A 25,786-nucleotide genomic window follows, 5' to 3' on the forward strand; every position below is an offset into this window, starting at 1 on the left:
TTTACCAATTACTTAGAATTATATAGATGGAGGTGCTGACCCAGTATTGAGTCAACACTCCGTTATTTTTAGTTGCCTTCTACTTCTAAGTTCAGTTTGCTTGCTGCTTGCGTTTCTTCTTCTTCAAGATCACGCATTTCTATTTCTGACTCATCACTTGCGAGCATCTTAACGTCCATGCCAAGACTTTGTAATTCCTTAATAAGGACTTTAAAGGATTCTGGAACTCCTGGTTCGGCAACATTGTCGCCTTTAACAATTGATTCATACGTTTTTACGCGACCGACAATATCATCAGATTTAACCGTCAATATTTCCTGAAGTGTATATGCGGCACCGTATGCTTCAAGTGCCCAAACTTCCATCTCACCGAAACGCTGTCCACCAAATTGCGCTTTTCCGCCTAGTGGTTGCTGTGTTACAAGTGAATACGGTCCTGTTGAACGAGCGTGCAACTTGTCATCAACCATGTGCGCAAGTTTAATCATGTACATGACACCAACTGATATACGGTTGTCAAACGGCTCTCCCGTTCTTCCATCATATAATACGGTCTTGGCGTCTTTTGGCATACCCGCTTCTTCCAATGTATCCCAAACATCTTGCTCTGAAGCACCATCAAATACCGGTGTTGCCACATGAATACCAAGTTGACGTGCAGCCATACCTAAGTGCATTTCAAACACCTGTCCGATATTCATACGTGATGGTACACCCAATGGATTAAGCATGATATCGATTGGTGTCCCGTCTGGTAAGAACGGCATGTCTTCTTCAGGTAGTATTTTGGAAATAACACCTTTGTTACCATGTCGTCCGGCCATTTTGTCACCTTCAGATATCTTACGTTTCTGAACGATATATGCTCGAACAAGCTGATTAACACCTGGTGGCAGTTCATCGCCATCTTCACGATTAAAGATTTTAACATCCAAAACAATTCCGCCAGCACCATGAGGCACTCGTAGTGATGTGTCACGAACTTCACGTGCTTTTTCACCAAAGATTGCATGTAGCAAACGTTCTTCAGCGGATAGTTCGGTTACCCCTTTAGGTGTTACCTTTCCAACCAAGATATCTCCATCCGAGACTTCGGCACCTACACGAATAATTCCTTCTTCATTTAGGTCTTTTAAGGCATCCTCGCCAACATTCGGAATATCTCTGGTAATTTCTTCTGGCCCGAGTTTCGTATCACGAGCTTCAGATTCGTATTCCTCTATATGAATAGAAGTATAAACGTCATCCTTTACAAGTCGTTCACTCATGATGATTGCATCTTCGTAGTTGTAACCTTCCCAAGTCATGAAGCCGGTAAGGACATTTCTGCCTAATGCCAGCTCCCCATCTTCCATGGATGGACCATCCGCAAGAATTTCGCCTTTTGTAACACGATCTCCTTGGCTTACGATAGGACGTTGGTTATAACAACTTCCTTGGTTGGAACGAATGTATTTTTGCAAACGATAACGGTCTAAATCACCTTTTACTTCTTTTCCGTCCACTTCAGAAACACGACGAATGTGAACTTCTTTTGCTTCTACACGTTCGACAATACCATCGTTAACACAAATAATCGCTGCACCCGAGTCTTTACCGGAAACATATTCCATACCTGTTCCAACAACTGGTGCTTCAGGTTGCAACAACGGTACTGCTTGACGCTGCATGTTAGCTCCCATTAATGCACGGTTAGAGTCATCGTTTTCTAAAAACGGAATACATGCAGTCGCAGCCGAGACAACTTGTTTAGGAGATACATCCATGTAATCAAGCTGTTCACGCGGTACAGCTGTATTTTCACCGCGGAAACGTGCAATTACTTCATCGTCTGTAAAACTGCCATCTTCGTTTAAACGAGCGTTCGCCTGAGCTACAACGTAGTTATCTTCTTCATCCGCCGTTAGGTAATCAATTCGTGCTGTTACTTTACCTGTTTCAGGGTCAACTCGACGATACGGCGTTTCAATAAAGCCAAATTCATTAACCTTTGCATAACTGGACAACGAGTTTATTAAACCGATGTTTGGTCCCTCTGGTGTCTCAATTGGACACATACGGCCGTAGTGAGAATAGTGAACGTCACGAACTTCGAATCCTGCGCGCTCACGGGTCAAACCACCTGGTCCCAGGGCAGACAAACGACGCTTATGTGTTAACTCTGCTAATGGATTTGTTTGGTCCATAAACTGTGATAGCTGTGAACTCCCGAAAAATTCCTTGATTGACGCAATCACAGGTCGAATATTAATTAATTGTTGCGGTGTAATACTAGACGTGTCCTGAATCGACATTCTTTCACGCACAACACGTTCCATACGAGATAGACCGATACGGAATTGGTTTTGTAATAATTCCCCAACAGAACGAAGTCTGCGGTTACCCAGATGATCTATGTCATCTGTGCCTCCAACACGGTGAAGTAGATTAAAGAAATAGTTAACCGCCGATAAAATGTCAGCAGGCATTATGTTTTTAACGTTTCTGTCCACACCGGCATTACCAATAACATCTAATTCTCTTTCACCACTTGGGTCAGTAGGGTCTATTATTTTAATTGATTGTACAAGTATCGGATCCTCAAGAACTCCCTCTTGTAGTTCAACACTTTTTGCGCCGAGTTTATTCTCCTCATTTTCCAAATAAGGAATTATCTTATCAAGTAGTTTACGCTCTAATTTATCACCTTTTTGCGCTAAGACTTCCCCAGTTTCCGGATCGACAACTGGTTCAGCTAGCACTTGATTAAACAGGCGATTTTTAATGTCCAGCTTTTTATTCATTTTGTAACGACCTACATGGGCAAGGTCGTAACGCTTCGGATCAAAGAAACGTGAAACCAATAAACTTTTTGCGTTATCTACTGTTGGTGGTTCACCAGGACGTAGACGTTCATAAATTTCTAATAACGCTTTATCTGTTGTTTCTGTATTATCTTTTTCTAATGTATTCTTAAGGTACTCGCTTTCACCTAGTACATCGATTATTTCCTGATCAGAACCAAAACCAAGTGCACGTAAAAGTACCGTGATTGGCAATTTACGTGTGCGATCAATTCTTACGTATGCGACATCTTTGGCATCTGTTTCAAATTCCAGCCATGCACCACGATTCGGAATAACCGTTGCTGTAACACCGCGTTTTCCATTTTTGTCGAATTTCTCATTATAATAAACACTAGGTGAACGTACAAGCTGAGAAACGATGACACGCTCAGCCCCATTAATGATAAATGTACCCGTGTCTGTCATGAGTGGAAAATCACCCATAAATACTTCTTGCTCTTTCACTTCACCGGTCTCATTATTGATTAAACGAACCTTCACGCGAAGTGGAGCATTGTACGTGACATCTCGATCTTTTGATTCGTCTACAGGGTATTTCGGTTCCCCGAGACTATAATCAACAAATTCTAGCGAAAGGTTGCCTGTAAAATCTTCAATAGGAGAAATATCCTTGAACATTTCTCTCAAACCTTCTTCTAAAAACCACTGGTAAGAAGCGGTTTGAATCTCGATTAGATTTGGTAATTCTAACACCTCGCTAATACGCGCATAACTCCTGCGTTGGCGGTGCCGTCCATACTGAACTAGTTGACCTGTCAACAACTTCACCCCTCAAATCAAGCATTTTTCATAAACTATTAAAGCGTAAATACGCTCTTTAGAAAAATGACTAATAATATTTAGCAAAAACGAACTGATATAATGTAGATTAAATCAGTTGTTTTTTGAATCCTATTTGTGTGTTGATACGAAACAACAATAGCACAAGTGCTACTGTTCGAAAAACATGCTGAACAAACTTGTAATTCGGAGTTATACAAGCACATATTTTTCATTCACCAGTAATTATCACTTTTCAATATGATATAATTAAAATATTAGAAAACCCGGCTCATCGTAAAAGGTCTTTTTGAAAGCATCTTTCGCTTTTTTAGAAACCCCTTATACTTTGGAATGCAAGCCCTAATAACGAAAGCCTCGGCAGACTTATGCAATAAGAAAGTATTATACTTTCTTAAATGCGAAAAAAGGCTTTTATAAAAACCTTGGTGTTTATTTTTTGGGATTTTAACAGTGTCTCCGATTACCGATGAATTATACGTTTCATTTCTCACAGAATTTCCCCTTGACAAAGGAAGTCCCATGTTAGCATTTTACTATACTATCACATGTAAAAACTAAGGTCAATCATTTGTAGCTCTCAATATAAAATATCCTTTACTGCGTACAACAACTTCAACATTTCCAAATAAATCACTTAATTTTTCCTTTGCTGAAGGTGCGCCTTGCTTCTTTTGAATAACCACCCACAATTGACCATGCTGCAATAGAGCATTCTTGCTATCTTCAAACATTTGGTGAACCACTTTTTTTCCTGCTCTAATCGGCGGATTTGTCAGTATAGCAGCAAACGACCGATTTGTTAGATTGCTCAAACGATCACTTTGCACAAATTCAACATTTACTACATTATTGTGGTCAGCATTTTGTTGGGCGAGGTTGATAGCGCGTTCGTTAATATCTGTCAAGATTATGTTTCGATCTTGATAACAATCCGCCAACGTAATTCCAATCGGACCGTAACCACAACCCAAATCCAGAAATTCGCCTGTAATCGAAGGCGGCCTGAATTGTTCTATTAGTAAACGTGAACCATAATCCACTTCATTTTTTGAAAAAACACCATAATCACTTTCAAATGTGTAAACCTTGCCTCGTAATTGGTAATTCCATTTCTTGGGTGAACTTTTAGATTGAGGATTTTGCGAAAAGTAATGCTCTGACATTAGGGCACCTACTTCGTGTGTAATATATGAAGAAATAAATATATAGAGAGCCCGTCGTGGATCCCGACGAGCTCTTTTTAGAAAACTTAGCTTATCTCTAAGCCGAGTTCAACTTATGCAGCATTCTTAACTGCTATTAAAACTATAATTACTTAACTTCTACTGCTGCTCCAACTTCTTCTAGTTTGCCTTTGATTTCTTCAGCGTCTTCTTTAGAAGTAGCTTCTTTAACTGCTTTAGGAGCATTGTCTACTAAGTCTTTTGCATCTTTAAGACCAAGACCAGTGATTTCGCGAACAGCTTTTACTACTTTAATTTTTGAATCTCCAGCACTTTCAAGTACTACGTCAAATTCAGTTTGTTCTTCAGCTTCTTCCGCGCCGCCAGCAGCACCGGCAGCAGCAACTGGAGCTGCAGCACTTACACCAAATTCTTCTTCAATTGCTTTAACAAGATCGTTTAATTCTAAAACAGACATTTCTTTAACCGCTTCAATGATTTGTTCATTAGTCATGATTTATTCCTCCATTTTTCTTTTTAAATTTAATATTTCCAGAATGCTATATTGCTCTAAAGTCAATTTATGCACCTTGTTCTTCTTCTTTTTGATCTGCGATTGCTTGTGTTGCATACGCAAGATTACGTATAGGCGCTTGCAGCACGCTAAGCAACATAGATACCATGCCTTCGTAATTTGGCAGATCGGCAAGTTCTTTAATTTGTTCAAGCGATGCAACCTGACCTTCAATTACGCCGCCTTTAATTTCTAGCGCATTGTGATCTTTTGCAAAGTTATTCAATATTTTAGCTGGTGCCACTACATCCTCATTACTAAATGCAATTGCAGTTGGACCTACCAATGTATCAGATAACTCTCCTAATTCTACAGCATCCACAGCACGACGAGCCATTGAGTTTTTATAAACTTTGAATTCAACATCAGCTTCACGAAGCTGTTTACGTAATTCTGTTACCTCAGCTACATCAAGACCACGATAATCAACTAACAAAGTAGATTGGCTGTCACGGAATTTAGCAGAAATCTCTTGTACGATTTGTTGTTTTTGCTCAATAATATTGCTATTGGACATTGTTCCACCTCCTATTAACGTTACCGAAAAACGAGACTAATAAAGCCTCCATGTAGACATGGAGGCTTTTATGACAAATTATAATCAATAATGATCAGTTAATCTGCTTTTAAACACCTCGGCAGGAAATTAAGCGATTGCTCGCACCTACTGTCTACGGTTCAACGTATTCATTTTTACAACGCAATTCAGTATACCTAATTCTCGTTAGAATGTCAACAACAAATTAGCCGCGAACATAACTTGAGACGTCTACTTTAATTCCAGGCCCCATTGTTGATGTCACTGATGCATTACGCATGTAGATACCTTTAGCAGCTTGTGGTTTAGCTTTTACAAGTGCTTCTGTAATTGCTTCAAAGTTTTCAACTAATTTTTCATTGTCGAATGAAATCTTTCCAATTGGAACATGAATGTTAGCTGACTTATCAACACGATATTCCACTTTACCAGCTTTAATATCGTTAACAGCTTTTTCAATTTCAAATGTTACTGTACCGGTTTTCGGATTAGGCATTAGTCCTTTTGGTCCTAATACACGTCCAAGTTTACCAACTTCGGCCATCATGTCAGGAGTTGCAACAATCACGTCGAATTCAAACCAACCTTGATTGATTTTATTGATTAAATCCTGTTCTCCAACATAATCTGCGCCAGCTTCTTCAGCTTCTTTTGCTTTATCACCTTTTGCAAATACTAGTACACGTTGTGTTTTACCAGTACCATGCGGCAATACCATTGCTCCACGAATTTGCTGGTCAGCTTTCTTAGGGTCTACACCCAAACGAAATGCCGCTTCTACAGTTTCATCGAAGTTTGCTTTTGCTGTTTCTTTTAACAATGCAACAGATTCTTGCACTTCATATGATTTCGTACGATCAACAAGCTTCGCAGCTTCTTGAAGTCTTTTACTTTTTTTAGCCATTTTGTTTCCTCCTCAATTGTGGTTATAGCGGTAAGACCTCCCACTTATAAAAGTATAAATACTTTTATAGCTTGCAAAAAGGTTGCGATGGATGGTGACCCATTCCCGCAACCTGTACCTATTAAAGATTGTTAGACATTAGTCTTCAATCGTAATGCCCATACTGCGTGCAGTTCCTTCAACCATGCGCATCGCTGCTTCTACGTCAGCGGCGTTTAAATCAGGCATTTTTGTTTCCGCAATTTCTTGTACTTTATCACGCTTAACAGTAGCAACTTTATTACGGTTTGGTTCACCTGAAGCAGTTTCAATCCCAGCTGCTTTTTTCAACAATACAGCAGCAGGCGGAGTTTTTGTGATAAATGTAAATGAACGGTCTTCAAATACCGTAATTTCAACCGGAATAATCATACCAGCATCATCTTGCGTACGCGCATTAAATTCTTTACAGAATCCCATGATATTAACACCTGCTTGACCTAACGCCGGCCCTACTGGTGGTGCTGGGTTTGCTTTACCAGCTGGAATTTGTAATTTAACTAACTTGATTACTTTTTTAGCCACGAGACACACCTCCTTAAAGTCCGTGATGTGGTAATTGGGGAAATTTCCCCTCCCACTCATTATTAGCCATTTTCCCCGAATATCGAGGACATAAATAACAAAAGAATTTTAGCATGAATCATAAAATTATGCAAGGTTTTGTTGAAACACTTTTATAAAACAGGCTCTTTTTTCATAGTTTATTGCTATGAACATAACATACCATTTCGTAAATACACTATGCTTTCCGCGGGAGTTTTCGTGTACTCCCTTTGCTGAATGGCTGAAATCGCGCATTAGAAGTAGGACTGCTTAATAACAAATAAATCACTGTTACCATCATTTGCTATGGATTCTTTTCTTTCACTTGATAATAAAGTAATATCTAGCTGCGGAAAAATACGAGACTCCTGCGGGAAAAGCAAAAGCTGAAAATCCCTTAGGAAGCAATTTTTGCTTCCGAGGAAGCTGAAGCGTTGCCCGCGGAAATCGAGCTTTTTCCTCACCGGTAGTTTAGCATAAATTCCTCAGTTGATAGGCAGTGATTCTCGACGCGGTCTAGTTCTATTAGAAAACTCGGCATTCGCCAAGCCTTAATGGCGAATGCCTTAGTTGCACTTATGCAGTAAGAAAGGATTTATACTTTCTTAACTGCCAAAAAACAGCCGTAAAATAATTCCTGTTATAATTTTTCAATCTGGGAGAAATCCAGTTCAACTGGTGTCTCACGCCCAAACATATTAACATGTACCTTAACCTTTTGCTTATCAACATCAATATGCTCAATTGTTCCTGTGAAATTTGTGAATGGCCCATCATTAACTCGTACATTTTCTTTTATTTCAAAGTCGAGCTGCATAACAGGTTCGGCTACCCCCATGCGCTTCAGAACAGCATCTACCTCATCAGGTAAAAGCGACGTAGGTTTCGTTCCATGTCCACTTGATCCCACGAACCCTGTTACGCCGGGTGTGTTTCTAACAACATACCATGAATCATCAGTCATCACCATCTCCGCCAGAACATATCCAGGGAAAAATTTCTTTTTGACAACTTTTTTCTTACCGTTTTTAATTTCTGTTTCTTCATCTTCCGGCACGATTACACGAAAGATTCTATCTTCCATACCCATTGATTCTACACGTTTTTCTAAATTTGTTTTTACTTTATTTTCATACCCGGAATATGTATGAACAGCATACCAATTTTTTTCCATTTAAGCAGGACAAAATTACTTGCCCTTCCCTCCCTTAGCTTAAAAACTTTAAGTTCCCTAAAAAGATCTGCAATATTAAAAAACCCGTTTACCCCGGGTTTTTTTAAATCGAAATATTATATTCCATTATAACATAATTATAGCTTAATTATTCAAAAAATGAACTTAAAATTTCGGAAATCCCAAGATCTATTACTGTGAAAAACAATGCCACAAACACTACTGTTGATATTACAGTTATGGTGTAACTAGTTAATTCACGACCTTTTGGCCAACTAACTTTTTTCATTTCCCGAGATACATTCTTAAAAAATTGAACAAGATTCATGCTTGTACCCCCAAACTCTACCCGAAGAGTGCTATTATTTAGTCTCACGGTGCAATGTATGCTTCCCACATGTTTTGCAATACTTTCTAACTTCCATACGTACAGGTTTTGTGGATACATTTTTACTAGTTGTATAGTTTCTGCTTGAACAAATTGCACACGCTAATGTTATTTTTTTATTCATTTTATCACCCCGTTGTAGGGTTTTTTACTCATATAACTGTAGCATGGTTACTAAGATGTGTCAACGGCTATTATACGCTGGTTTCATTCGATTCCAGCAGCTGTTCCAATTTACGCTTTACCCGCTGCAAAGCATTATCTATCGATTTCACGTGACGTTTTAACTCGACTGAAATCTCCTGATAGGTTTGTCCATCTAAATATAGACGCAACACTTCTTTTTCTAACTCGCTAAGTAATTCTGACAATCTATATTCCATATCACCAAACTTTTCTCTATTTATGAGTAATTCCTGTGGGTCAATTGCTTTTGACCCTGCTACAACATCCAGTAATGTCCTGTCTGATTCTTCATCATAAATTGGTTTATCTAGTGATACATACGAGTTAAGTGGTATGTGCTTTTGTCTAGTAGCTGTTTTAATTGCCGTAATAATTTGTCGGGTCACACAAAGTTCAGCAAACGCTTTAAACGATGATAGCTTGTCCCCGTCATAGTCGCGTATTGCCTTATACAGACCTATCATGCCTTCTTGAATAATATCCTCTTTATCAGCACCAATGATGAAATAAGTTCTTGCTTTCGCTCGTACAAAATTGATATATTTATTTATTAAAAAATCTAGTGCTTGACTATTCCCTTGATGCACAAGAAGGATAATACTATCATCATCCAGCATTTTTAGGCTTTGGTTCTTTTCTGCTGCTAGCTTAACACTCACCAAAAATGACCCCCCGACTACAATGTAGTCAATTTAAAAGTATTATACAGTAAGCGCTTCACTAACGTCAATATTAGAAAACTTTGGAAGATAGGAAAATTTATACTTTTCTTAACTGCCGATACAAGCGCAAATATTCATTCAACGTTAGTCACTAGTATATTCTATACACCAATACTGGACAATTAAAAAGTGGAGAACGAGGTGTTATTAGTCTCCCCGTCTCCACTTTTCAAATTTTTCATGTACTTCTTTTTTTAATGGGATTCTGATTTTAGGTTGTACCTTTTTGTGTACTTCTATATCTTTTTCAATTTCTCTTTCAATATCTTTAAATTCAATATATAATTCTCTCGCTGACTTCCTTAAAGCTCCACGCCCAAATATAGTTCGTTGCTCTGCGTAGTCTGACGTTGCTACATACACTTGATTTTTTACGTTCTTTAATCCTTTAACAAGCCTTTCAATACATTCGTCGGCAGTTTCGTTTTCTTTTGTGTAAATAACCTCAACATTGTATGATTTATGCTTGCTTTCGATCCCTTTTACATAGTACGCGTCAAATACGATGATAACTCGGCACCCTGAATACGATTGATACTCTGCCATCAATTCAATCAATCTGTCCCGTGCCTGTCCAATATCTTTTTCTTTAAGTTTCTGTAGTTCTTCCCATGCACCGATGATATTATAACCGTCAACAACTAGTACAAACATGTCTATTCACCAAGCGGAAATCTTTTTCGATATATTTCATACAGTAACAAACTACATGCTACAGATGCGTTTAAGGAGGAAACATGTCCAGTCATAGGAAGGCTAACAGTCCAATCACACTTATCTTTAACTAAACGGCTTATTCCTTTACCTTCATTACCAATCACAATGGCGACAGATAAGTCACCATCAAGCTCACGGTAATCTTCTGTACCATCGGCGGCTGTTCCAACGACCCAGACATAACGTTGCTTTAATTCATCAATGGTATTAGCAATATTTGTCACCCTTGCAACAGGAATATGCTCTAGTGCTCCTGCTGCAGTTTTTGCCACGGTTGAAGTAAGGCCAACTGACCTGTGTTTTGGAATAATTACCCCGTGAACACCTGTAGCATCAGCAGTCCGTAAGATAGACCCTAAATTATGAGGATCTTCCAGCTCATCCAATATAATAAAGAAAGGTGTTTCATTTTTGTCATTTGCTTTATCAAACAGATCCTCTAAAGTTGCATATTGATAGGATGCTACATAGGCTACAATCCCCTGATGTGAACCTTCCACAAGTTGGTCAAGCTTCTTTTTGGGTACTTTTTGAATTATTGTCCCGGCATTTCTGCTAAGTTTCTGCAACTTCCCGAATAATTGTTTGTTCAGTTGTTCTGATACTAATACCTTATTTACTGATCGTCCGGAGTTCAGTGCTTCGATTACAGGGTTCTTACCGATAATAATTTCCTGATCCATAATTAGCCTTTCCTCCCTTCGCTGAATTGAATTGCTTGTGTTATCAACTCGTCTAACCGGCTTTCATTCTTTTGCAAATAATGATAACCGATTAACGCCTCAAACGCCGTACTATAATTATATGCTTGTACACTCGTATTTTTAGGGACTGTTCCAGATTTTGCATTACGCCCTCTGGAAACTACTCCTTCCTCTTCTTCAGAAAGAAGTTCCGTTTCCAGCCAATATAATATAACAGCAGCTTGTGCCTTTGCCGACACAAAAGATATCGCCGACCGATGTAACTGATTCGGTTTCACTTTACCAGTTTGTAATAAATACTCTCTTACATGGACTTCATAAACAGCATCACCCATGTAAGCGAGAGCTAAACTTTTCATTTGCTTTACATCAAGACTCATTACTATCCCTTTTCCAGCGGGTTCCTTGAGGAGTATCTTCTAAAATAATACTCCTCTCTTTTAGATTATCGCGTATTTCATCTGCCCGATTAAAGTCCCGTTTCTTTCTGGCTTCCACTCGTTCTTGCAATAATGCTTCAATTTCTTCATCGAGTAAATCCTCTTCCTGCTCAATATAAATACCCAACACATCCAGTAAAGTGGTGAAGCTGTTTTGAAATGCTTCGATTACTTTTATGGAGGTGTGTTTTCCCTGCAGATAGAGATTAGCTTCTTTGGCTAAATCGAACAAGACCGAAATTGCATTTGCAGTATTAAAGTCATCATCCATTGATTCCTCAAATTGTTCATTCAGCTTCGTAACTTTTTCCAGCCACTGATCTGCATTTTTATCCATGTCCATACTTGTTTGTTTACGATGATCCAAGTTGAAATAGGCATTTTTAATACGGTCCAGGCTATTTTTAGCACCTTCCAGCAATTCTTCAGTAAAATTTATCGGATTTCGATAATGAACACTTAGCATAAAGAACCGAACCACCTGCGGGTCATGCTGTTGAATGATATCCCTCGTCAATACGAAGTTACCCAGCGATTTGGACATTTTTTCATTGTCAATATTAATATACCCATTATGCATCCAGTATTTGGCAAAAGATTTACCTGTCATTGCCTCAGATTGTGCGATTTCATTTTCATGATGCGGAAACGCCAAATCCTGTCCACCGGCATGGATATCAATTGTTTCAGCAAGGTATTTTTTGGCCATTGCAGAGCACTCGATATGCCAGCCCGGCCTGCCCTGTCCCCACGGGGATTCCCAGGCTATTTCATCATCCTTTGCTTTTTTCCACAACGCAAAATCAAGCGGGTCTTCTTTTTTCTCACCTACTTTTATACGTGCACCTGAACGCAATTCATCAATTGATTGGTGTGATAACTTCCCGTATCCATCAAATGAGCGAGGCTTAAAGTAGACATCTCCTTCAACTTCATATGCATACCCTTTTGCAATTAATGTTTCGATAAACGTCAAAATATCACTCATTGCCTCAGTAACTCGTGGATTATAGGTTGCTTTTTTTACACCCAAGGAACCGACATCCTCCAAATAGGCATCTATAAATCGATTCGCAACTTCCGATACTTCTTCGCCCACCTCATTGGCAGCCTTAATGATCTTGTCATCAACATCTGTAAAATTTAACACATAGTCAACTTGATATTCTTTATATTCCAGATACCTTCGTACTGTATCAAAAACAATAGCAGGACGGGCATTCCCAATATGAATATAATTGTAGACAGTTGGGCCACACACGTACATGCTGACTCTACCTTCTTTAAGTGGCTTAAATACTTCTTTTTGGCGTGTTAATGTATTATAAATGGTTATCGGCATTTTGCTTCCCTTCTTTCACCTTGGCTAGTTCTTCTTGTAATGAGTTAATTTCCTCTTGCAGCCGATCACAGCGATCTGCTACAGGATCTGGCAATTTATGGTGGTCGAGATTTTTACGTAATTTTTGACCGTTTTGAACGACTACACGTCCAGGCACCCCTACAACCGTTGAGTGATCAGGTACATCCTTTAATACTACCGAACCACCTCCGACCTTAGAACTTTCGCCGATGGTTATTGAGCCAAGCACCTTGGCACCTGTTGCAATAAGGGCGTTGTCTTTAATAGTTGGGTGACGTTTTCCTCTTTCTTTCCCTGTACCACCTAACGTTACCCCTTGAAAAACGGTAACATTATCACCAATTTCGCAGGTTTCACCAATCACAACTCCCATACCATGATCGATAAAAAACCTCCTGCCGATTTTCGCACCAGGGTGTATTTCAATACCAGTTAAAAAACGGCTAATTTGTGATATAACTCGCGCAATAAAATATAACCTCCGCTTAAAGAAAAAATGAGCAATACGATGATTCCAAATTGCATGTAACCCCGAGTATGTTAAACCTACTTCAAAATAATTCCTTGCTGCTGGGTCTTGTTCAAAGACTACATCCATATCTTCTTTCATTCGTTTAAAAAATCCCATAATGACAACGCCTCCTCCCCATTTGGCATTAGATAACTTGGCATTCGTTTAAGGAGTTTTATCAAAGGTATTTTACTTTCTTAAAACCCCTTATACTTTAAATTGCCTTAGTTGCACTTATGCAGTAAGAATTTATTTAAACTTTCTTAACTGCTAAAAAAACGCCCCTGTGTATTCAATACACAGAGACGCTTATGGCGCGGTTCCACTCTGTTTGGAGATATCGCTTCTCCCAACTTATACTCTAATAACGGCAGAGTACCGCCGTTATGTACATTTCTTCCATAACGGGCTCAAAGGTGCATTTCAAAAACGATGCTTTAAATCGCTCGCAGCCTCAGGCGATTCTCTCTGGATAAGTCATCCGTTTTTTACTTCTCCTTATCAACGCTCCAATATTGTATTACTACTATATTATATTTTCGGCTCGATGTGAATTAATTAAGCTTCTAATTTTTTTAATACTTTATCTAATCTGCTTAAAATAATTTCTTTTCCTAATAATTCTATCGCCATTGGGAGCTCTGGACCATGTGCTTGTCCAGTTGTAGCAACTCGAATTGGCATAAATAACTTTTTACCTCTGTGGCCTGTTTCTTTTTGCGTTGCCTTAATTTCTGCTTTAATAGAATCCTTCGTAAAATCATCCAAATGGATTAGTTTGTCTGTAAAAACCTGCAATACCTCAGGTACCTGCTCCTGTTGCAATATTTCCATGGCACTTTCATCGTAATCAATTGATTCCTTGAAAAACAAATCCGTTAATTCAATGATTTCTGCTCCATATCGCAGTTGTTCCCGATATAATGTGATAACGTTCTCTGCCCATTCCCTTGTAGAAGCATCCATATCTTCAGATAATCTTCCAGCCTCAATCAAGTGCGGCATTGCTAACTCAATTACTTTTTCAATATCAGTTGCTTTAATATACTCATTATTCATCCATTTTAATTTATGCTGATCAAAAATTGCCGCAGACGTTGATAACCGCTCAGGATCAAAAATCTCAATTAATTTCTCTTTATTAAAGATTTCCTCTTCTCCTACCGGAGACCAGCCAAGCAACGTAATAAAGTTAAATAATGCTTCAGGCAAATAGCCTAAATTATGATATTGTTCAATAAATTGCAGAATATGCTCATCACGTTTGCTCAGCTTTTTACGATCTTCATTCAGAATGAGTGTCATATGACCAAATTTTGGCGCTTGCCATCCAAAGGCATCATATACCATCATTTGTTTAGGCGTGTTGGAAATATGCTCTTCTCCGCGCAAGATATGTGAAATACGCATTAAATGGTCATCAATCGCAACGGCAAAATTGTATGTTGGTGTGCCACTTTTTTTGACAATTACCCAGTCACCAAAATCACTTGATTCAAACTTTATGTTACCTCTTACAATATCATTAAATGTATAATTCTGATTAGCAGGAACACGCATACGAATACTCGGCTTACGTCCTTCCTGTTCAAACTGGGCAATATCTTCTGCCGTCAAATCACTATGTGCACCAGAGTATTTTGGAACTTGTCCTTTAGCACGTTGCTCTTCTCGTTCCTGATCAAGTTCTTCTTCGGTCATATAACATTTGTAGGCTAATCCCTTTTCAAGCAATTCATCTACGTACTTATCATATATATCCAACCGTTCCATCTGACGATATGGGCCATAGTCTCCACCGATGTCAGCACCTTCATCCCATTCGATGCCAAGCCATTTTAAATATTTAAGCTGACTCTCTTCTCCCCCTGCAACATTTCGCTTCTCGTCAGTATCCTCCGTCCGGATAATAAATTTCCCATCAAAATGCTTAGCATATAAGTAATTAAACAGTGCCGTCCGCGCATTTCCTATGTGCAAATTACCAGTAGGACTTGGCGCATAACGAACACGAACTTGATCTGTCATGTTGGGTACCCCTTTCTATTAATTAACAATATATAAAGTATACAGTACATTTAGTATTAGAAAACTTGGCTTATCTCCAAGCCTTAGTTGCGCTTATGCAGTAAGAAAGTATTTATACTTTCTTAACTACTTAGAAAAAGTGATAACATATTACGTTATCACTTTTCCATCCTCTATAAGTTATACCTTTTTTACAGCGCTTTTTCAAGTAATTTCGGTTTAGCAAAAATCATTCTTCCTGCAGATGTTTGCAGAACACTAGTAATAAGTACCTCAATCGTTTTACCGATGTAATCGCGGCCTTCTTCAACAACGATCATTGTGCCATCATCTAAATAAGCAATACCCTGATTTTGCTCTTTACCGTCTTTAATTACTTGAACCATTAACTCTTCACCAGGCAATACCACTGGTTTTACAGCATTTGCGAGATCGTTAATATTTAGAACGTGTACACCTTGAAGGTCACACACTTTGTTCAAATTAAAGTCATTCGTAACAACGATACCATTGATTACTTTCGCTAGTTTTATCAATTTGCTATCAACTTCCTGTATCTCTTCAAAATCACCTTCGTATATTTCAACTTTAACCGGCAATTCTTTTTGGATACGGTTCAAAACATCCAATCCACGTCTTCCGCGGTTACGTTTCAATACATCTGATGAATCAGCAATATGTTGTAATTCTCCTAATACAAACTGCGGAATCACAATGGTTCCTTCTAAGAAACTGGTTTGGCAAATATCAGCTATACGTCCATCAATAATAACACTTGTATCCAAGATTTTAGCCTTAGGCTGCGTCTGCTCACTAGAGTCACCATCAGTTGCAGTCCGCTTTTCGCGTTCCTTTTTACTAATATTTAATAAGTTCACGAATTCTTCTCTTCGTCTAAACCCAACTTGAAAACCAAAGTAACCAAGTAAAATGGTAACAAACAATGGAATTACCTGTGAAACAAACTCAATATCAATATCTTTCAGTGCAATATTAATCAGATATGCAACAACTAAACCAATAATTAATCCCAGGCTGCCAAAAAATAAGTCACCAACAGGCACTTTAATAAGTGCCTCCTCAATCCACCTTAATAATCCGACAATATAATCAGCCAGCCAATAAGAAATAAGAGATAGTATAATTGCACCTAAAACTAAACCAACATATGGGGATGCTACCCAACTTGCATCTGTAAAATCTAATAATTCTATAATATCCGGTATATATAAATACCCAATGGTACCTCCACTAATAATAAAAAATAAATGGACAATCTTTTTCAGCACCACCGTCACCTCCTATCTTTTTATTATTACCTATTTTTCTAAAAATAACCCTAAATAAAAATAATCTTGGAAGTGTAAAAAACTTATAATATCAACTAAACCATAGCATAACTGCAATTAACAGTCAATTTAATAAACCATAAATCTTAACACATGACATTATGTCTGTCAATTTATTTTTAACTGAATTACTGCTTATCTATCCAATCCAATATCCAATGCTTCCTGTACAGTATTAACACCAACTACCTGTATCGATTCAGGTGCTTTCCAGCCTTCCAGGTTTTTCTTTGGACAAATAACCCGTTTGAATCCCAGTTTGGCCGCTTCTTGTACACGTTGCTCAATCCGGGACACACGCCTTATTTCTCCTGTCAGTCCTACCTCTCCAATAATAATATCCTCCGGCTTGGTAGGCTGATCACGAAAGCTCGAGGCAATGCTCACTGCAATTGCCAAGTCTATTGCTGGCTCATCAAGCTTTACTCCCCCAGCTACTTTTATATAGGCATCCTGATTCTGGAGCATTAATCCAACACGCTTCTCTAATACAGCCATTAACAATGGAACACGATTTGAGTCAATTCCAGTTGCCATTCTTCTTGGATTTCCAAAGCTTGACGGTGATATTAATGCCTGGATCTCAACCAGAACAGGTCTTGTCCCCTCCATTGAGGCAACAACAGTTGACCCTGACGTACCTTGAGAGCGTTCTTCCAAGAAAATTTCAGAAGGATTTAACACTTCTCTAAGCCCTTCTTCCTTCATTTCAAATATTCCCATTTCATGTGTACTGCCAAAGCGATTCTTAACTCCGCGTAAAATACGATGTGTATGATGTTGTTCCCCTTCAAAATAAAGAACTGCGTCAACCATATGTTCAAGCATTCGTGGCCCCGCAATCGCACCCTCTTTCGTTACGTGTCCAACAATAAAGATTGGAATTCCATTTGTTTTAGCAATCCTCATTAATTCACTCGTACATTCACGTACTTGCGATACACTCCCTGGTGCACTTGTAACTTCCTCGCGAAAAATAGTTTGAATGGAATCAATTACGACGAAAGACGGTTTGATTTGTTCAATTTGATTAGCAATATCAAGTAAATTAGTTTCGGCCAGTACGTATAACAAATCAGACTTAACTCCCAATCGGTCTGCACGGAGCTTTGTTTGGCGAGTAGATTCCTCACCAGATATATAAAGAACTGGTAATTGCTTTTCAGCTAATTGGGCTGATATTTGTAAAAGTAATGTGGATTTCCCGATACCTGGATCACCGCCAATTAGCGCTAGTGAACCTGGAACAATACCACCGCCGAGTACACGATTAAATTCCTTCATCGTTGTTGTCATGCGGGGTTCTTTCTCTGAATCAATTGCAGTAATACTCTCTGGTTTACGGGCAGCTTTTGCTTCCCCACCTACTGTATGTCTGTTTTTCATATTTGATGCTTCAATTTCTTCTACTAATGTGTTCCAATTATTACAACCTGGACATTTACCCATCCACTTTGCAGATTCATAGCCACAATCCTGACAAACAAACTTCACTTTCCGTTTTGCCAATGTGATTCAACCCTTTCAGTTCACCTTCTATTCTATACGAAAAACGTAACATGAAGGTTACAGAATTCTATCAATTAAACAAAAAAATTTACATACTTATGCCACAATAACTAGTTTAACATCTTTCCTTGTTAAGTGTGATGAATTAGAAATCCTGACTAATCGCTAAAAGGATTCTGATGTTTTGCTATGTTAAGAGCAAGAGCTTTCTTAACTGCTAATGCTCTTTTAGTAAGATTGCTGTTTTTGCCACAAAAGATATAAAATGCGAAGTAACTCTTTATAAACTCTCGTCCCGCCGTCCGAGATCGCTACGGGCGGATGCGCACCTTAGGGCACGGCCTTAGCCTCCTTGCCCCGGCAAGGGGTATGTCGACGTTGTCCGCAAAGGACGGTTTTAGTCGGCCTTCATTTAGTTGCACTGCGGGGTCTTCGGACACGTGCTGTTCCCACTGGAGTCACCGCCCTCCGCTCACCCGGACTAGTGTAGTGCTGTCACACATTTATATAGCGATTCCTACTCCAGTCAACAGCGGAGGAAATACACGTAGACTCCTGTGGGAACTGAGGCCTAGATGAGACTACGCAGCGACGTAGGAGCAAGGAGGCTCATCAGCCGCCCACGGAAAGCGAACTGTATTTCCGAAGCGGTGTCATAGCTCTCAGCTTTTTTTTAGTTAATAACAATAAGCTTTTAAGCATTGCTTTAGAAAACTTGGCTTATCGCCAAGCTTTAATATAGATAAGCCTTAGTTGCCCTTATGCAGTAAGAAAGTATTTATACTTTCTTAACTGCTAAAAAAGCTGAAAGGGAGGTACCTTTCAGCTTTTTGCAGTATATTTAGAGCCTTCTTAGGATAAGACAGTAAATTCTCCCTTGTTATTTAACCCTATTTTTACTTTTTCACCTTTTGAAATAGTTTCTTTCAGCAATTCTTCAGATAGTAAATCCTCTATATTCTTTTGAATGGATCTGCGTAATGGGCGTGCCCCATATTCAGGATTAAATCCTTCATTAGCGATCTTTTCTACCGCTTTATCTGTAAGCGTGAATTCTATTTCCTGTTGTTTCAAACGATGCTGCAATTGTTTAATCATTAATGTGACAATATCCTTCATGTGTTTGCGCTCTAATGAATGGAATACTATCGTTTCATCAATTCTATTTAAGAACTCTGGTCTAAATGCTTTTTTCAACTCTTCGGTTACTTTGGTTTTCATATTATTGTAATCCTGATTCTCTTCTTCCAAGTTAAAACCAACATATTTATTCCGTCTCAACTCATCTGCACCTACGTTGGAAGTCATGATGAGAACAGTGTTACGAAAATCAATGACACGGCCTTTTGAATCAGTTAGGCGACCATCCTCAAGTACCTGTAGTAAGATGTTGAATACTTCTGGATGGGCTTTCTCAACCTCATCTAATAATACAACTGAATATGGTTTTCTTCGTACTTTCTCAGTAAGCTGACCACCTTCTTCATAGCCTACATATCCAGGTGGGGATCCTACAAGACGGGAAGTAGAATGTTTTTCCATGTATTCAGACATATCAATTCGAATCATCGCTTCCTCATCAGCAAACATTGCCTCAGCTAACGCACGTGCAAGTTCGGTTTTACCGACCCCTGTTGGACCTAGGAAAATGAATGACCCAATGGGGCGTTTAGGATCTTTTAATCCAGCTCGAGCACGGCGGATTGCTTTTGATACTGCGTTTACGGACTCTTCCTGACCAATTACACGGTCATGTAATGTTTTCTCCAAATTTAACAGACGGTCACTTTCATCTTTGGTGAGATTAGAAACAGGCACACCAGTCCATGTAGAAACAACCTTAGCAATATCTTCAACAGATACCTCTGAAGTTTCCTGACCTTGCTTTTCTTTCCATTTACTCTTGGTTTCTTCTAATTCTTCACGCAGACGCTGTTCTGAGTCACGTAACGATGCCGCCTTTTCAAATTCCTGACTTTGTACTGCGGAGTCCTTCTCTTTACGAACTTCTTCCAGTTTCTGTTCCAAATCCTTTAAGTTTGGCGGAATTGTATAAGAGCGCAGTCGAACTTTAGAACCTGCTTCATCAATTAAATCAATGGCCTTATCTGGTAAAAACCGGTCTGTAATATAACGGTTTGACAGATTTGCTGCTGCCTCTACAGCATCATCCGGAATTGTCACACGATGATGGGCCTCATAGCGGTCACGTAACCCCTTCAAAATCTGAACCGTTTCTTCCAATGTTGGTTCATCTACCTGAATTGGCTGGAATCTCCGTTCTAACGCAGCATCCTTTTCAATATATTTACGATATTCATCAAGTGTAGTGGCACCAATACATTGCAGTTCGCCACGGGATAATGCGGGTTTAAGAATATTGGATGCATCGATAGCACCTTCTGCTCCACCAGCTCCAATTAATGTATGCAATTCATCGATGAACAGGATAATGTTGCCTGCCTGACGAATTTCCTCCATCACTTTTTTAAGCCTATCTTCAAATTCGCCACGATATTTGGTTCCTGCAACTACAGTTCCCATATCTAGTGTCATAACACGTTTATCACGTAATGTTTCTGGAATTTCATTATCGACTATTTGCTGAGCCAATCCTTCCGCAACAGCTGTTTTACCGACACCCGGCTCCCCGATTAAGACAGGATTGTTTTTAGTCCGGCGGCTAAGTACTTGAATTACTCTTTCAATTTCTTTCCCACGACCAATAACCGGATCAACATTTCCTTCTTTTGCACTAACAGTTAAGTCACGTGCCAGTGAGTCCAATGTTGGAGTGTTCGCGCTTGATGCCTGTGCATTACCACGTCCCTGGCGACCTGCTTGCGATTCGTTACTGCCTAATAGCTGAAGTACTTGTTGCCGCGCCTTATTTAGACTGACACCAAGGTTATTCAAAACACGTGCTGCAACACCTTCGCCTTCACGTATTAAACCTAATAGAATATGTTCCGTTCCTACATAAGAATGACCTAATTTACGTGCTTCATCCTGAGATAACTCGACTACTTTCTTAGCTCGTGGTGTGTAATGAATCGTTTGCATTGGTTGTTTGCCTACACCAATTAGCTTTTCCACTTCTTCTTGTATTTTTGGAACCTCTAATCCTAATGATTGCAGTGCTTTTGCAGCAATGCCTTCACCTTCACGAACAAGTCCTAATAATATATGCTCTGTGCCAATATTATTGTGGCCCAGTCGTACTGCTTCTTCCTGGGATAATGCTAACACTTTTTGTGCTCTTTCTGTAAAACGTCCAAACATCATATCGATTTCCTCCTACCTATTTCTCTAATTGCAGCCGTTCACGAACTAATGATGCTCTAAATACATCTCGCTCACTCGCTGTTAAATTCTTTTTTGCATATTGCTGTAAAAAACCAGGTTGAGTGAGAACCATTAACTCACTAAGTATATTACGAGGTACTTTTTCTATAATTCCCAAATCAATTCCAAGCCGAACATTCGATAGACACTTTGCTGCTTCTTTTGATTCCAATATTCGGCTATATTCCAATACTCCGTATGATCGATAGATTCTGTTCTCTAATTTCGTACTCGACTGCTCCATTATTCTATTTCGAGCATTACGTTCATGTTCAATTAACTGCTGGACAACACTTTGTAAATCCTCAACAATATCTCCTTCGGATTTCCCTAGTGTAATCTGATTGGAAATTTGAAATATATTTCCAATAGCTTCGCTGCCTTCACCATAAATACCACGAACAACAAGGCCCAGCTGATTTATTGACGGTATCATCCGATTAATTTGCTGAGACCATGCTAATGCCGGAAGGTGCATCATAACAGAAGCCCGCATCCCTGTTCCAACATTTGTCGGGCAAGTAGTTAAATAGCCATGTTTCTCATCAAATGCATAATCAATTTTTTCTTCTAGCCAATCATCAAATTCGAAAGCTTTTTCAAGTGCCTTATTTAATTGGAAACCGGGAAAATAAAGCTGAACCCGAATGTGATCTTCTTCATTTATCATAACAGATACTTGTTCGTTTTTTGAAATGAGTGTTGCTGCGGAATTATCATGCTCCACTAAGTGCGGACTAATCAAATGTTTTTCTACCAGAACACGCTTTTCGACTGGTTTTAGACTGCTAATAGGTATAAATTCGAAATTCAGGTAATCCTGAAAAGATTTATGTTCGTATTCATCCTGAAAAAACTGACTTATGCTTTGAAGGTCTTTCTGATTAGCTAATATTGGATATGAATAATCTGCAAAATTACGTGCCAACCGAATCCGGCTGCTCAATACAATATCACTATCAGGACCTTCTTCTCTCATCCATGGGCTAATGGCTTCATTCATAAAGTTTTGTAAGGTCATGTATTATCACCTCGCATCTGTTTTTCCAATTCTTTAATTTTATCTCTAACCTTTGCAGCATCCTCGAAAGCTTCATTTTCAATTAAATGGTGTAATTCTGCCTTATGTGACTCTATTTCCTTCTTCATGTGCAAATCTCCACCTTTACGGGTAGGAATCTTGCCATGATGCTTCGTATTACCACTATGCACACGACGAAGAATTGGATCTAAACGTTCAGAGAAGGTCCGGTAGCATTCAGCGCAACCAAACTTACCAACACGTTTAAATTCAGAAAACCTCATTTCACATTGCGGACATTGCAAATCTTGTGCCTGTTTATATGATGAGCCCTTTTGATTGTCTATAGATGAAGTATCAAAATTAAATAAACCAGATAATAAATTATGAAGGGAATATCCTTCTTCAGGATATGTCATATATCCTTTTTCTTTTGCACAGACTTCACAAACATGTACTTCTGTTTTATTGCCGTTAATAACTTGCGAAAAATGAAGGGTAGCTTGCCGTTTATGGCACTCTTGACATTCCATATATTCTCTCCCCTTTTATTTATTTAAATATTTTAAAGTCGAAAGCATTGAAGTTAACACACGGGCGCGAACCTCGTCTCGTAAAGGTAATTGAAATGCCAGTGTATTTCTGCCAATAGCGCTTAAAATAATTTTCGCCTCACGTTTTGTAACAATTTCTTCTTCTAGCAACCTTTCCAGTATATCAAGTGCAGCTTGTTGTGTTACTTGAGGATTTATCATCTCTATAATATCATCAATTAATTCAGACTTGTCCTGATGCTGAATCCGGATAATACGGATATATCCTCCACCACCACGCTTACTTTCAACTATATACCCTTTTTCCACTGTAAAGCGTGTATTAATCACATAATTAATTTGTGATGGCACACAATGGAATTGATCAGCGATCTCACTTCGTTTAATCTCAATCGCATCCTGCCTAGCAGCCTCCAGAATTTTCTTTAAATGTTGTTCAATTATATCTGAAATGTTACTCATATACCCTCCCCCACTTTCATCTTATGATTTACCCTTTTATGTCTTTCCAACTCTTTTTAATTTTTAGTTTTGACTTTGACTAACTTTGACTATATTTTTATTATACTTTAAATTAATTCTTATGCAAATACAATGTTCTATACATATTTTAGCCAAGTTAAAGATAAATGAAACATTAGAAAACTTGGCTTAGCGCCAACCCTTAATATAGATAATCCTTAATTGCACTTATGCATTCAAAGGATCTATTATTTTGTATGAAAACACCTCTCTAGCTCTATTACAAATTCAATTTCATAACAGATGGTTGCGCATTGCGGAGCAACGGAGGTTTAGCGAAATAAATTTTTTCTAAACCTTTTATTTTTTAGCGGACACAGGAGACGCTATTTCTATAAAAAGTTACCTTTTAGAATTTATCCGGACACAGAAGCCCTTACTTTACATATATCTTGGTTAATAGATGGGATTTGTAAGAAATAAGGTCCCTGGTGTTCGCAAAACCTTTCAACATTATTTATATGAAAATTCGATTACAACATTTTCATGACAGATGGTGGCTGCGCAATCGACAGCCATGTTGCTTGCTTAATTTATGAAAAAAACCTTACGATATAACTAATCGCAAGGTTCTTAATAAATTATTTTCGCTCAATGATATTTTTGACATGTTTTATTTTTGATACTTCTTCGAACAGTGATACACGATCTAAATCTTGATTTGGATAAATCTTAATAAATATATTACGAAGATTGTTATCAACTCGTTCGATTTCGACTTGTTTAATGGATAAATTATATGATTCAAAGATTGATATAATATTATTTATTTTCAAATCAGGCAGAGCAACAATTTCAATTAGATAGGAAGATCGTGCTTTAGTGAATAACTTTTCAATGTTGTTTAAAAAAACGAGACTTAACAAGATGATTAATGTCGTAAACATTGCTGGAGCATACATTCCAGCACCTACTACTAAACCTAATCCAGCAACCGTCCATATAGAAGCAGCAGTAGTTAGCCCACGGATAGTCATTCCATTTACAATAATAGTACCAGCACCAAGGAACCCAATTCCACTTATAACATAAGAAGGTATACGTGCTGGGTCAAAACGAATATTGTCGTATTCTCCAATAAATTCTTCAAAACCATATAAGGATAATAGCATCATTAAACAGGAACCTACTCCCACTAAAATGTGGGTACGAAATCCAGCTGAGTGATTTTTTAATTCTCGTTCAAACCCGATTAACCCTGAAAGGAGTAAAGCAATAAGTACGCGAACCATAATGGTTGGAAAATTATCGCCAAAAAATTGATCTATATATTCAATCATTAACTATCCTCCTCACTACTTCTATATATATCCTTTTATTTTAAACTAAATTACAGTTTTTCACGAACGATAGAGCTCATCGCTTTAAGCATGGGATGAAAGTAAGGTCAGATACATCATAAACGAAAGTGATTAATTGACGATACTATTGGCGGTTTAGCACCGGGCTTGCGAGAGCCAAAAGATGCGGCCGTTCATGGTAACAGAGGTTGCTTTAACCGTAAAAGTTCTGATTGTCTCAGTGTCCTGAACTACCCTAAATGCCGAGCGTATGAAAACATAAACTATGGCTGCCGGTCGGAAGAAGGACAATGGATTCATAACCCCACTGCTTTAGCTGTGTCGGAGTAACAGTTTAAATGAATAGTATTTACTTGAGTCGTTAATTAGGCAAAATCTAATTTAAAAATTTCTCATATAGAAAAAAGCTAAGATACAATGTTGTACCTTAGCTTTTTATAATGCCTGGCGGCGTCCTACTCTTGCAGGGGCAAAGCCCCAACTACCATCGGCGCTGGAGAGCTTAACTACTGTGTTCGGCATGGAAACAGGTGTGTCCTCTCCGCTAATGCTACCAGAC

General features: G+C 38.6%; 23 protein-coding genes, 1 rRNA gene and 2 other annotated features. All 24 genes read right to left on the minus strand.

Annotation, left to right across the window (positions count from 1 at the left end; genetic code table 11):
• Positions 1-68: 68 nt before the first annotated feature.
• The gene (gene rpoB / locus BLS02_RS18535; RefSeq protein ID WP_092494521.1) at positions 69-3,605 is read right to left on the minus strand and encodes a DNA-directed RNA polymerase subunit beta; all 3,537 of its coding nucleotides are present in this window, start codon (positions 3,603-3,605) and stop codon (positions 69-71) included.
• Between the two features lie 584 nt (positions 3,606-4,189).
• Positions 4,190-4,792 carry a class I SAM-dependent methyltransferase gene (locus tag BLS02_RS18545; RefSeq protein WP_092494523.1) on the minus strand — a complete coding sequence of 201 codons (603 nt, stop codon included), beginning with the start codon at positions 4,790-4,792 and terminating at the stop codon, positions 4,190-4,192.
• Between the two features lie 148 nt (positions 4,793-4,940).
• Positions 4,941-5,306 carry a 50S ribosomal protein L7/L12 gene (gene rplL, locus BLS02_RS18550; RefSeq protein ID WP_092494524.1) on the minus strand — a complete coding sequence of 122 codons (366 nt, stop codon included), beginning with the start codon at positions 5,304-5,306 and terminating at the stop codon, positions 4,941-4,943.
• Positions 5,307-5,373: 67 nt separating this feature from the next.
• Positions 5,374-5,883, minus strand: a complete 510-nt coding sequence (gene rplJ / locus BLS02_RS18555; protein WP_092494525.1) for a 50S ribosomal protein L10 — start codon at positions 5,881-5,883, stop codon at positions 5,374-5,376.
• A 29-nt stretch (positions 5,884-5,912) separates the two neighbouring features.
• Positions 5,913-6,061, minus strand: a sequence feature (ribosomal protein L10 leader region).
• A gap of 48 nt (positions 6,062-6,109) precedes the next feature.
• The gene (gene rplA / locus BLS02_RS18560; protein WP_092494526.1) at positions 6,110-6,808 is read right to left on the minus strand and encodes a 50S ribosomal protein L1; all 699 of its coding nucleotides are present in this window, start codon (positions 6,806-6,808) and stop codon (positions 6,110-6,112) included.
• A gap of 138 nt (positions 6,809-6,946) precedes the next feature.
• Positions 6,947-7,372 carry a 50S ribosomal protein L11 gene (rplK, locus tag BLS02_RS18565; protein WP_139180819.1) on the minus strand — a complete coding sequence of 142 codons (426 nt, stop codon included), beginning with the start codon at positions 7,370-7,372 and terminating at the stop codon, positions 6,947-6,949.
• Positions 7,373-8,033: 661 nt separating this feature from the next.
• Entirely contained in the window at positions 8,034-8,567 is a 534-nt protein-coding gene (gene nusG, locus BLS02_RS18570) for a transcription termination/antitermination protein NusG (RefSeq protein WP_092494527.1), read from the minus strand.
• Positions 8,568-8,715: 148 nt separating this feature from the next.
• Entirely contained in the window at positions 8,716-8,895 is a 180-nt protein-coding gene (secE, locus tag BLS02_RS18575) for a preprotein translocase subunit SecE (RefSeq protein ID WP_092494528.1), read from the minus strand.
• Positions 8,896-8,929: 34 nt separating this feature from the next.
• Positions 8,930-9,079, minus strand: a complete 150-nt coding sequence (rpmG, locus tag BLS02_RS18580; protein ID WP_092494529.1) for a 50S ribosomal protein L33 — start codon at positions 9,077-9,079, stop codon at positions 8,930-8,932.
• A gap of 70 nt (positions 9,080-9,149) precedes the next feature.
• The gene (sigH, locus tag BLS02_RS18585) at positions 9,150-9,800 is read right to left on the minus strand and encodes an RNA polymerase sporulation sigma factor SigH (RefSeq protein WP_092494530.1); all 651 of its coding nucleotides are present in this window, start codon (positions 9,798-9,800) and stop codon (positions 9,150-9,152) included.
• A gap of 210 nt (positions 9,801-10,010) precedes the next feature.
• Complete coding sequence (locus tag BLS02_RS18590; RefSeq protein ID WP_092494531.1) at positions 10,011-10,517, minus strand: NYN domain-containing protein; 507 nt, start codon at positions 10,515-10,517, stop codon at positions 10,011-10,013.
• A 2-nt stretch (positions 10,518-10,519) separates the two neighbouring features.
• Entirely contained in the window at positions 10,520-11,263 is a 744-nt protein-coding gene (gene rlmB, locus BLS02_RS18595) for a 23S rRNA (guanosine(2251)-2'-O)-methyltransferase RlmB (RefSeq protein ID WP_092494532.1), read from the minus strand.
• A 2-nt stretch (positions 11,264-11,265) separates the two neighbouring features.
• Entirely contained in the window at positions 11,266-11,664 is a 399-nt protein-coding gene (locus BLS02_RS18600) for a Mini-ribonuclease 3 (protein ID WP_092494533.1), read from the minus strand.
• Positions 11,654-13,066 (minus strand): cysteine--tRNA ligase, encoded by a 1,413-nt coding sequence (cysS, locus tag BLS02_RS18605; RefSeq protein ID WP_092494534.1) that lies wholly within the window; start codon positions 13,064-13,066, stop codon positions 11,654-11,656. Before cysS ends, BLS02_RS18600 begins: the two co-directional genes overlap by 11 nt.
• Positions 13,047-13,715 (minus strand): serine O-acetyltransferase, encoded by a 669-nt coding sequence (gene cysE, locus BLS02_RS18610; RefSeq protein WP_092494535.1) that lies wholly within the window; start codon positions 13,713-13,715, stop codon positions 13,047-13,049. Before cysE ends, cysS begins: the two co-directional genes overlap by 20 nt.
• A gap of 181 nt (positions 13,716-13,896) precedes the next feature.
• Positions 13,897-14,112, minus strand: a binding site (T-box leader).
• A gap of 44 nt (positions 14,113-14,156) precedes the next feature.
• Positions 14,157-15,626: a glutamate--tRNA ligase gene (gene gltX / locus BLS02_RS18615; RefSeq protein WP_092494536.1), complete on the minus strand. Its 1,470-nt coding sequence runs from the start codon at positions 15,624-15,626 to the stop codon at positions 14,157-14,159.
• Positions 15,627-15,817: 191 nt separating this feature from the next.
• The gene (locus BLS02_RS18620) at positions 15,818-16,915 is read right to left on the minus strand and encodes a PIN/TRAM domain-containing protein (protein ID WP_092494537.1); all 1,098 of its coding nucleotides are present in this window, start codon (positions 16,913-16,915) and stop codon (positions 15,818-15,820) included.
• Positions 16,916-17,110: 195 nt separating this feature from the next.
• Complete coding sequence (gene radA / locus BLS02_RS18625; RefSeq protein WP_092494538.1) at positions 17,111-18,484, minus strand: DNA repair protein RadA; 1,374 nt, start codon at positions 18,482-18,484, stop codon at positions 17,111-17,113.
• A gap of 852 nt (positions 18,485-19,336) precedes the next feature.
• Entirely contained in the window at positions 19,337-21,769 is a 2,433-nt protein-coding gene (clpC, locus tag BLS02_RS18630) for an ATP-dependent protease ATP-binding subunit ClpC (protein WP_092494539.1), read from the minus strand.
• A gap of 16 nt (positions 21,770-21,785) precedes the next feature.
• Entirely contained in the window at positions 21,786-22,850 is a 1,065-nt protein-coding gene (locus BLS02_RS18635) for a protein-arginine kinase McsB (RefSeq protein ID WP_092494540.1), read from the minus strand.
• Positions 22,847-23,383, minus strand: a complete 537-nt coding sequence (locus BLS02_RS18640) for a protein-arginine kinase activator protein McsA (protein WP_092494541.1) — start codon at positions 23,381-23,383, stop codon at positions 22,847-22,849. Before BLS02_RS18640 ends, BLS02_RS18635 begins: the two co-directional genes overlap by 4 nt.
• Before the next feature lie 15 nt (positions 23,384-23,398).
• Entirely contained in the window at positions 23,399-23,866 is a 468-nt protein-coding gene (locus tag BLS02_RS18645) for a CtsR family transcriptional regulator (RefSeq protein WP_092494542.1), read from the minus strand.
• 641 nt (positions 23,867-24,507) lie between these two features.
• Positions 24,508-25,206: an MgtC/SapB family protein gene (locus tag BLS02_RS18650; protein WP_092494543.1), complete on the minus strand. Its 699-nt coding sequence runs from the start codon at positions 25,204-25,206 to the stop codon at positions 24,508-24,510.
• 463 nt (positions 25,207-25,669) lie between these two features.
• A 5S ribosomal RNA gene (gene rrf, locus BLS02_RS18655) occupies positions 25,670-25,785 on the minus strand.
• Between the last annotated feature and the right edge of the window lies 1 nt (position 25,786).

This window comes from Virgibacillus salinus (assembly GCF_900102415.1).
GTDB lineage: Bacteria > Bacillota > Bacilli > Bacillales > Amphibacillaceae > Lentibacillus > Lentibacillus subterraneus.

Bases quoted from the DNA above. Each gene is read 5' to 3' on its own strand.
- BLS02_RS18645 (WP_092494542.1), bottom strand. From the start codon at position 23,866: ATGAGTAACATTTCAGATATAATTGAACAACATTTAAAGAAAATTCTG.
- gltX (WP_092494536.1), bottom strand. From the start codon at position 15,626: ATGACAGATCAAGTTCGTGTTCGTTATGCGCCAAGTCCTACTGGTAAT.
- rplA (WP_092494526.1), bottom strand. From the start codon at position 6,808: ATGGCTAAAAAAAGTAAAAGACTTCAAGAAGCTGCGAAGCTTGTTGAT.
- rlmB (WP_092494532.1), bottom strand. From the start codon at position 11,263: ATGGATCAGGAAATTATTATCGGTAAGAACCCTGTAATCGAAGCACTG.
- nusG (WP_092494527.1), bottom strand. From the start codon at position 8,567: ATGGAAAAAAATTGGTATGCTGTTCATACATATTCCGGGTATGAAAAT.
- BLS02_RS18635 (WP_092494540.1), bottom strand. From the start codon at position 22,850: ATGACCTTACAAAACTTTATGAATGAAGCCATTAGCCCATGGATGAGA.
- BLS02_RS18590 (WP_092494531.1), bottom strand. From the start codon at position 10,517: ATGTTTGTACTAGTTGTTGACGGTTATAATATCATCGGTGCATGGGAA.
- cysS (WP_092494534.1), bottom strand. From the start codon at position 13,066: ATGCCGATAACCATTTATAATACATTAACACGCCAAAAAGAAGTATTT.
- clpC (WP_092494539.1), bottom strand. From the start codon at position 21,769: ATGATGTTTGGACGTTTTACAGAAAGAGCACAAAAAGTGTTAGCATTA.
- rplL (WP_092494524.1), bottom strand. From the start codon at position 5,306: ATGACTAATGAACAAATCATTGAAGCGGTTAAAGAAATGTCTGTTTTA.
- BLS02_RS18545 (WP_092494523.1), bottom strand. From the start codon at position 4,792: ATGTCAGAGCATTACTTTTCGCAAAATCCTCAATCTAAAAGTTCACCC.
- BLS02_RS18650 (WP_092494543.1), bottom strand. From the start codon at position 25,206: ATGATTGAATATATAGATCAATTTTTTGGCGATAATTTTCCAACCATT.
- rpmG (WP_092494529.1), bottom strand. From the start codon at position 9,079: ATGAATAAAAAAATAACATTAGCGTGTGCAATTTGTTCAAGCAGAAAC.
- secE (WP_092494528.1), bottom strand. From the start codon at position 8,895: ATGAATCTTGTTCAATTTTTTAAGAATGTATCTCGGGAAATGAAAAAA.
- cysE (WP_092494535.1), bottom strand. From the start codon at position 13,715: ATGGGATTTTTTAAACGAATGAAAGAAGATATGGATGTAGTCTTTGAA.
- BLS02_RS18600 (WP_092494533.1), bottom strand. From the start codon at position 11,664: ATGAGTCTTGATGTAAAGCAAATGAAAAGTTTAGCTCTCGCTTACATG.
- BLS02_RS18640 (WP_092494541.1), bottom strand. From the start codon at position 23,383: ATGGAATGTCAAGAGTGCCATAAACGGCAAGCTACCCTTCATTTTTCG.
- rplJ (WP_092494525.1), bottom strand. From the start codon at position 5,883: ATGTCCAATAGCAATATTATTGAGCAAAAACAACAAATCGTACAAGAG.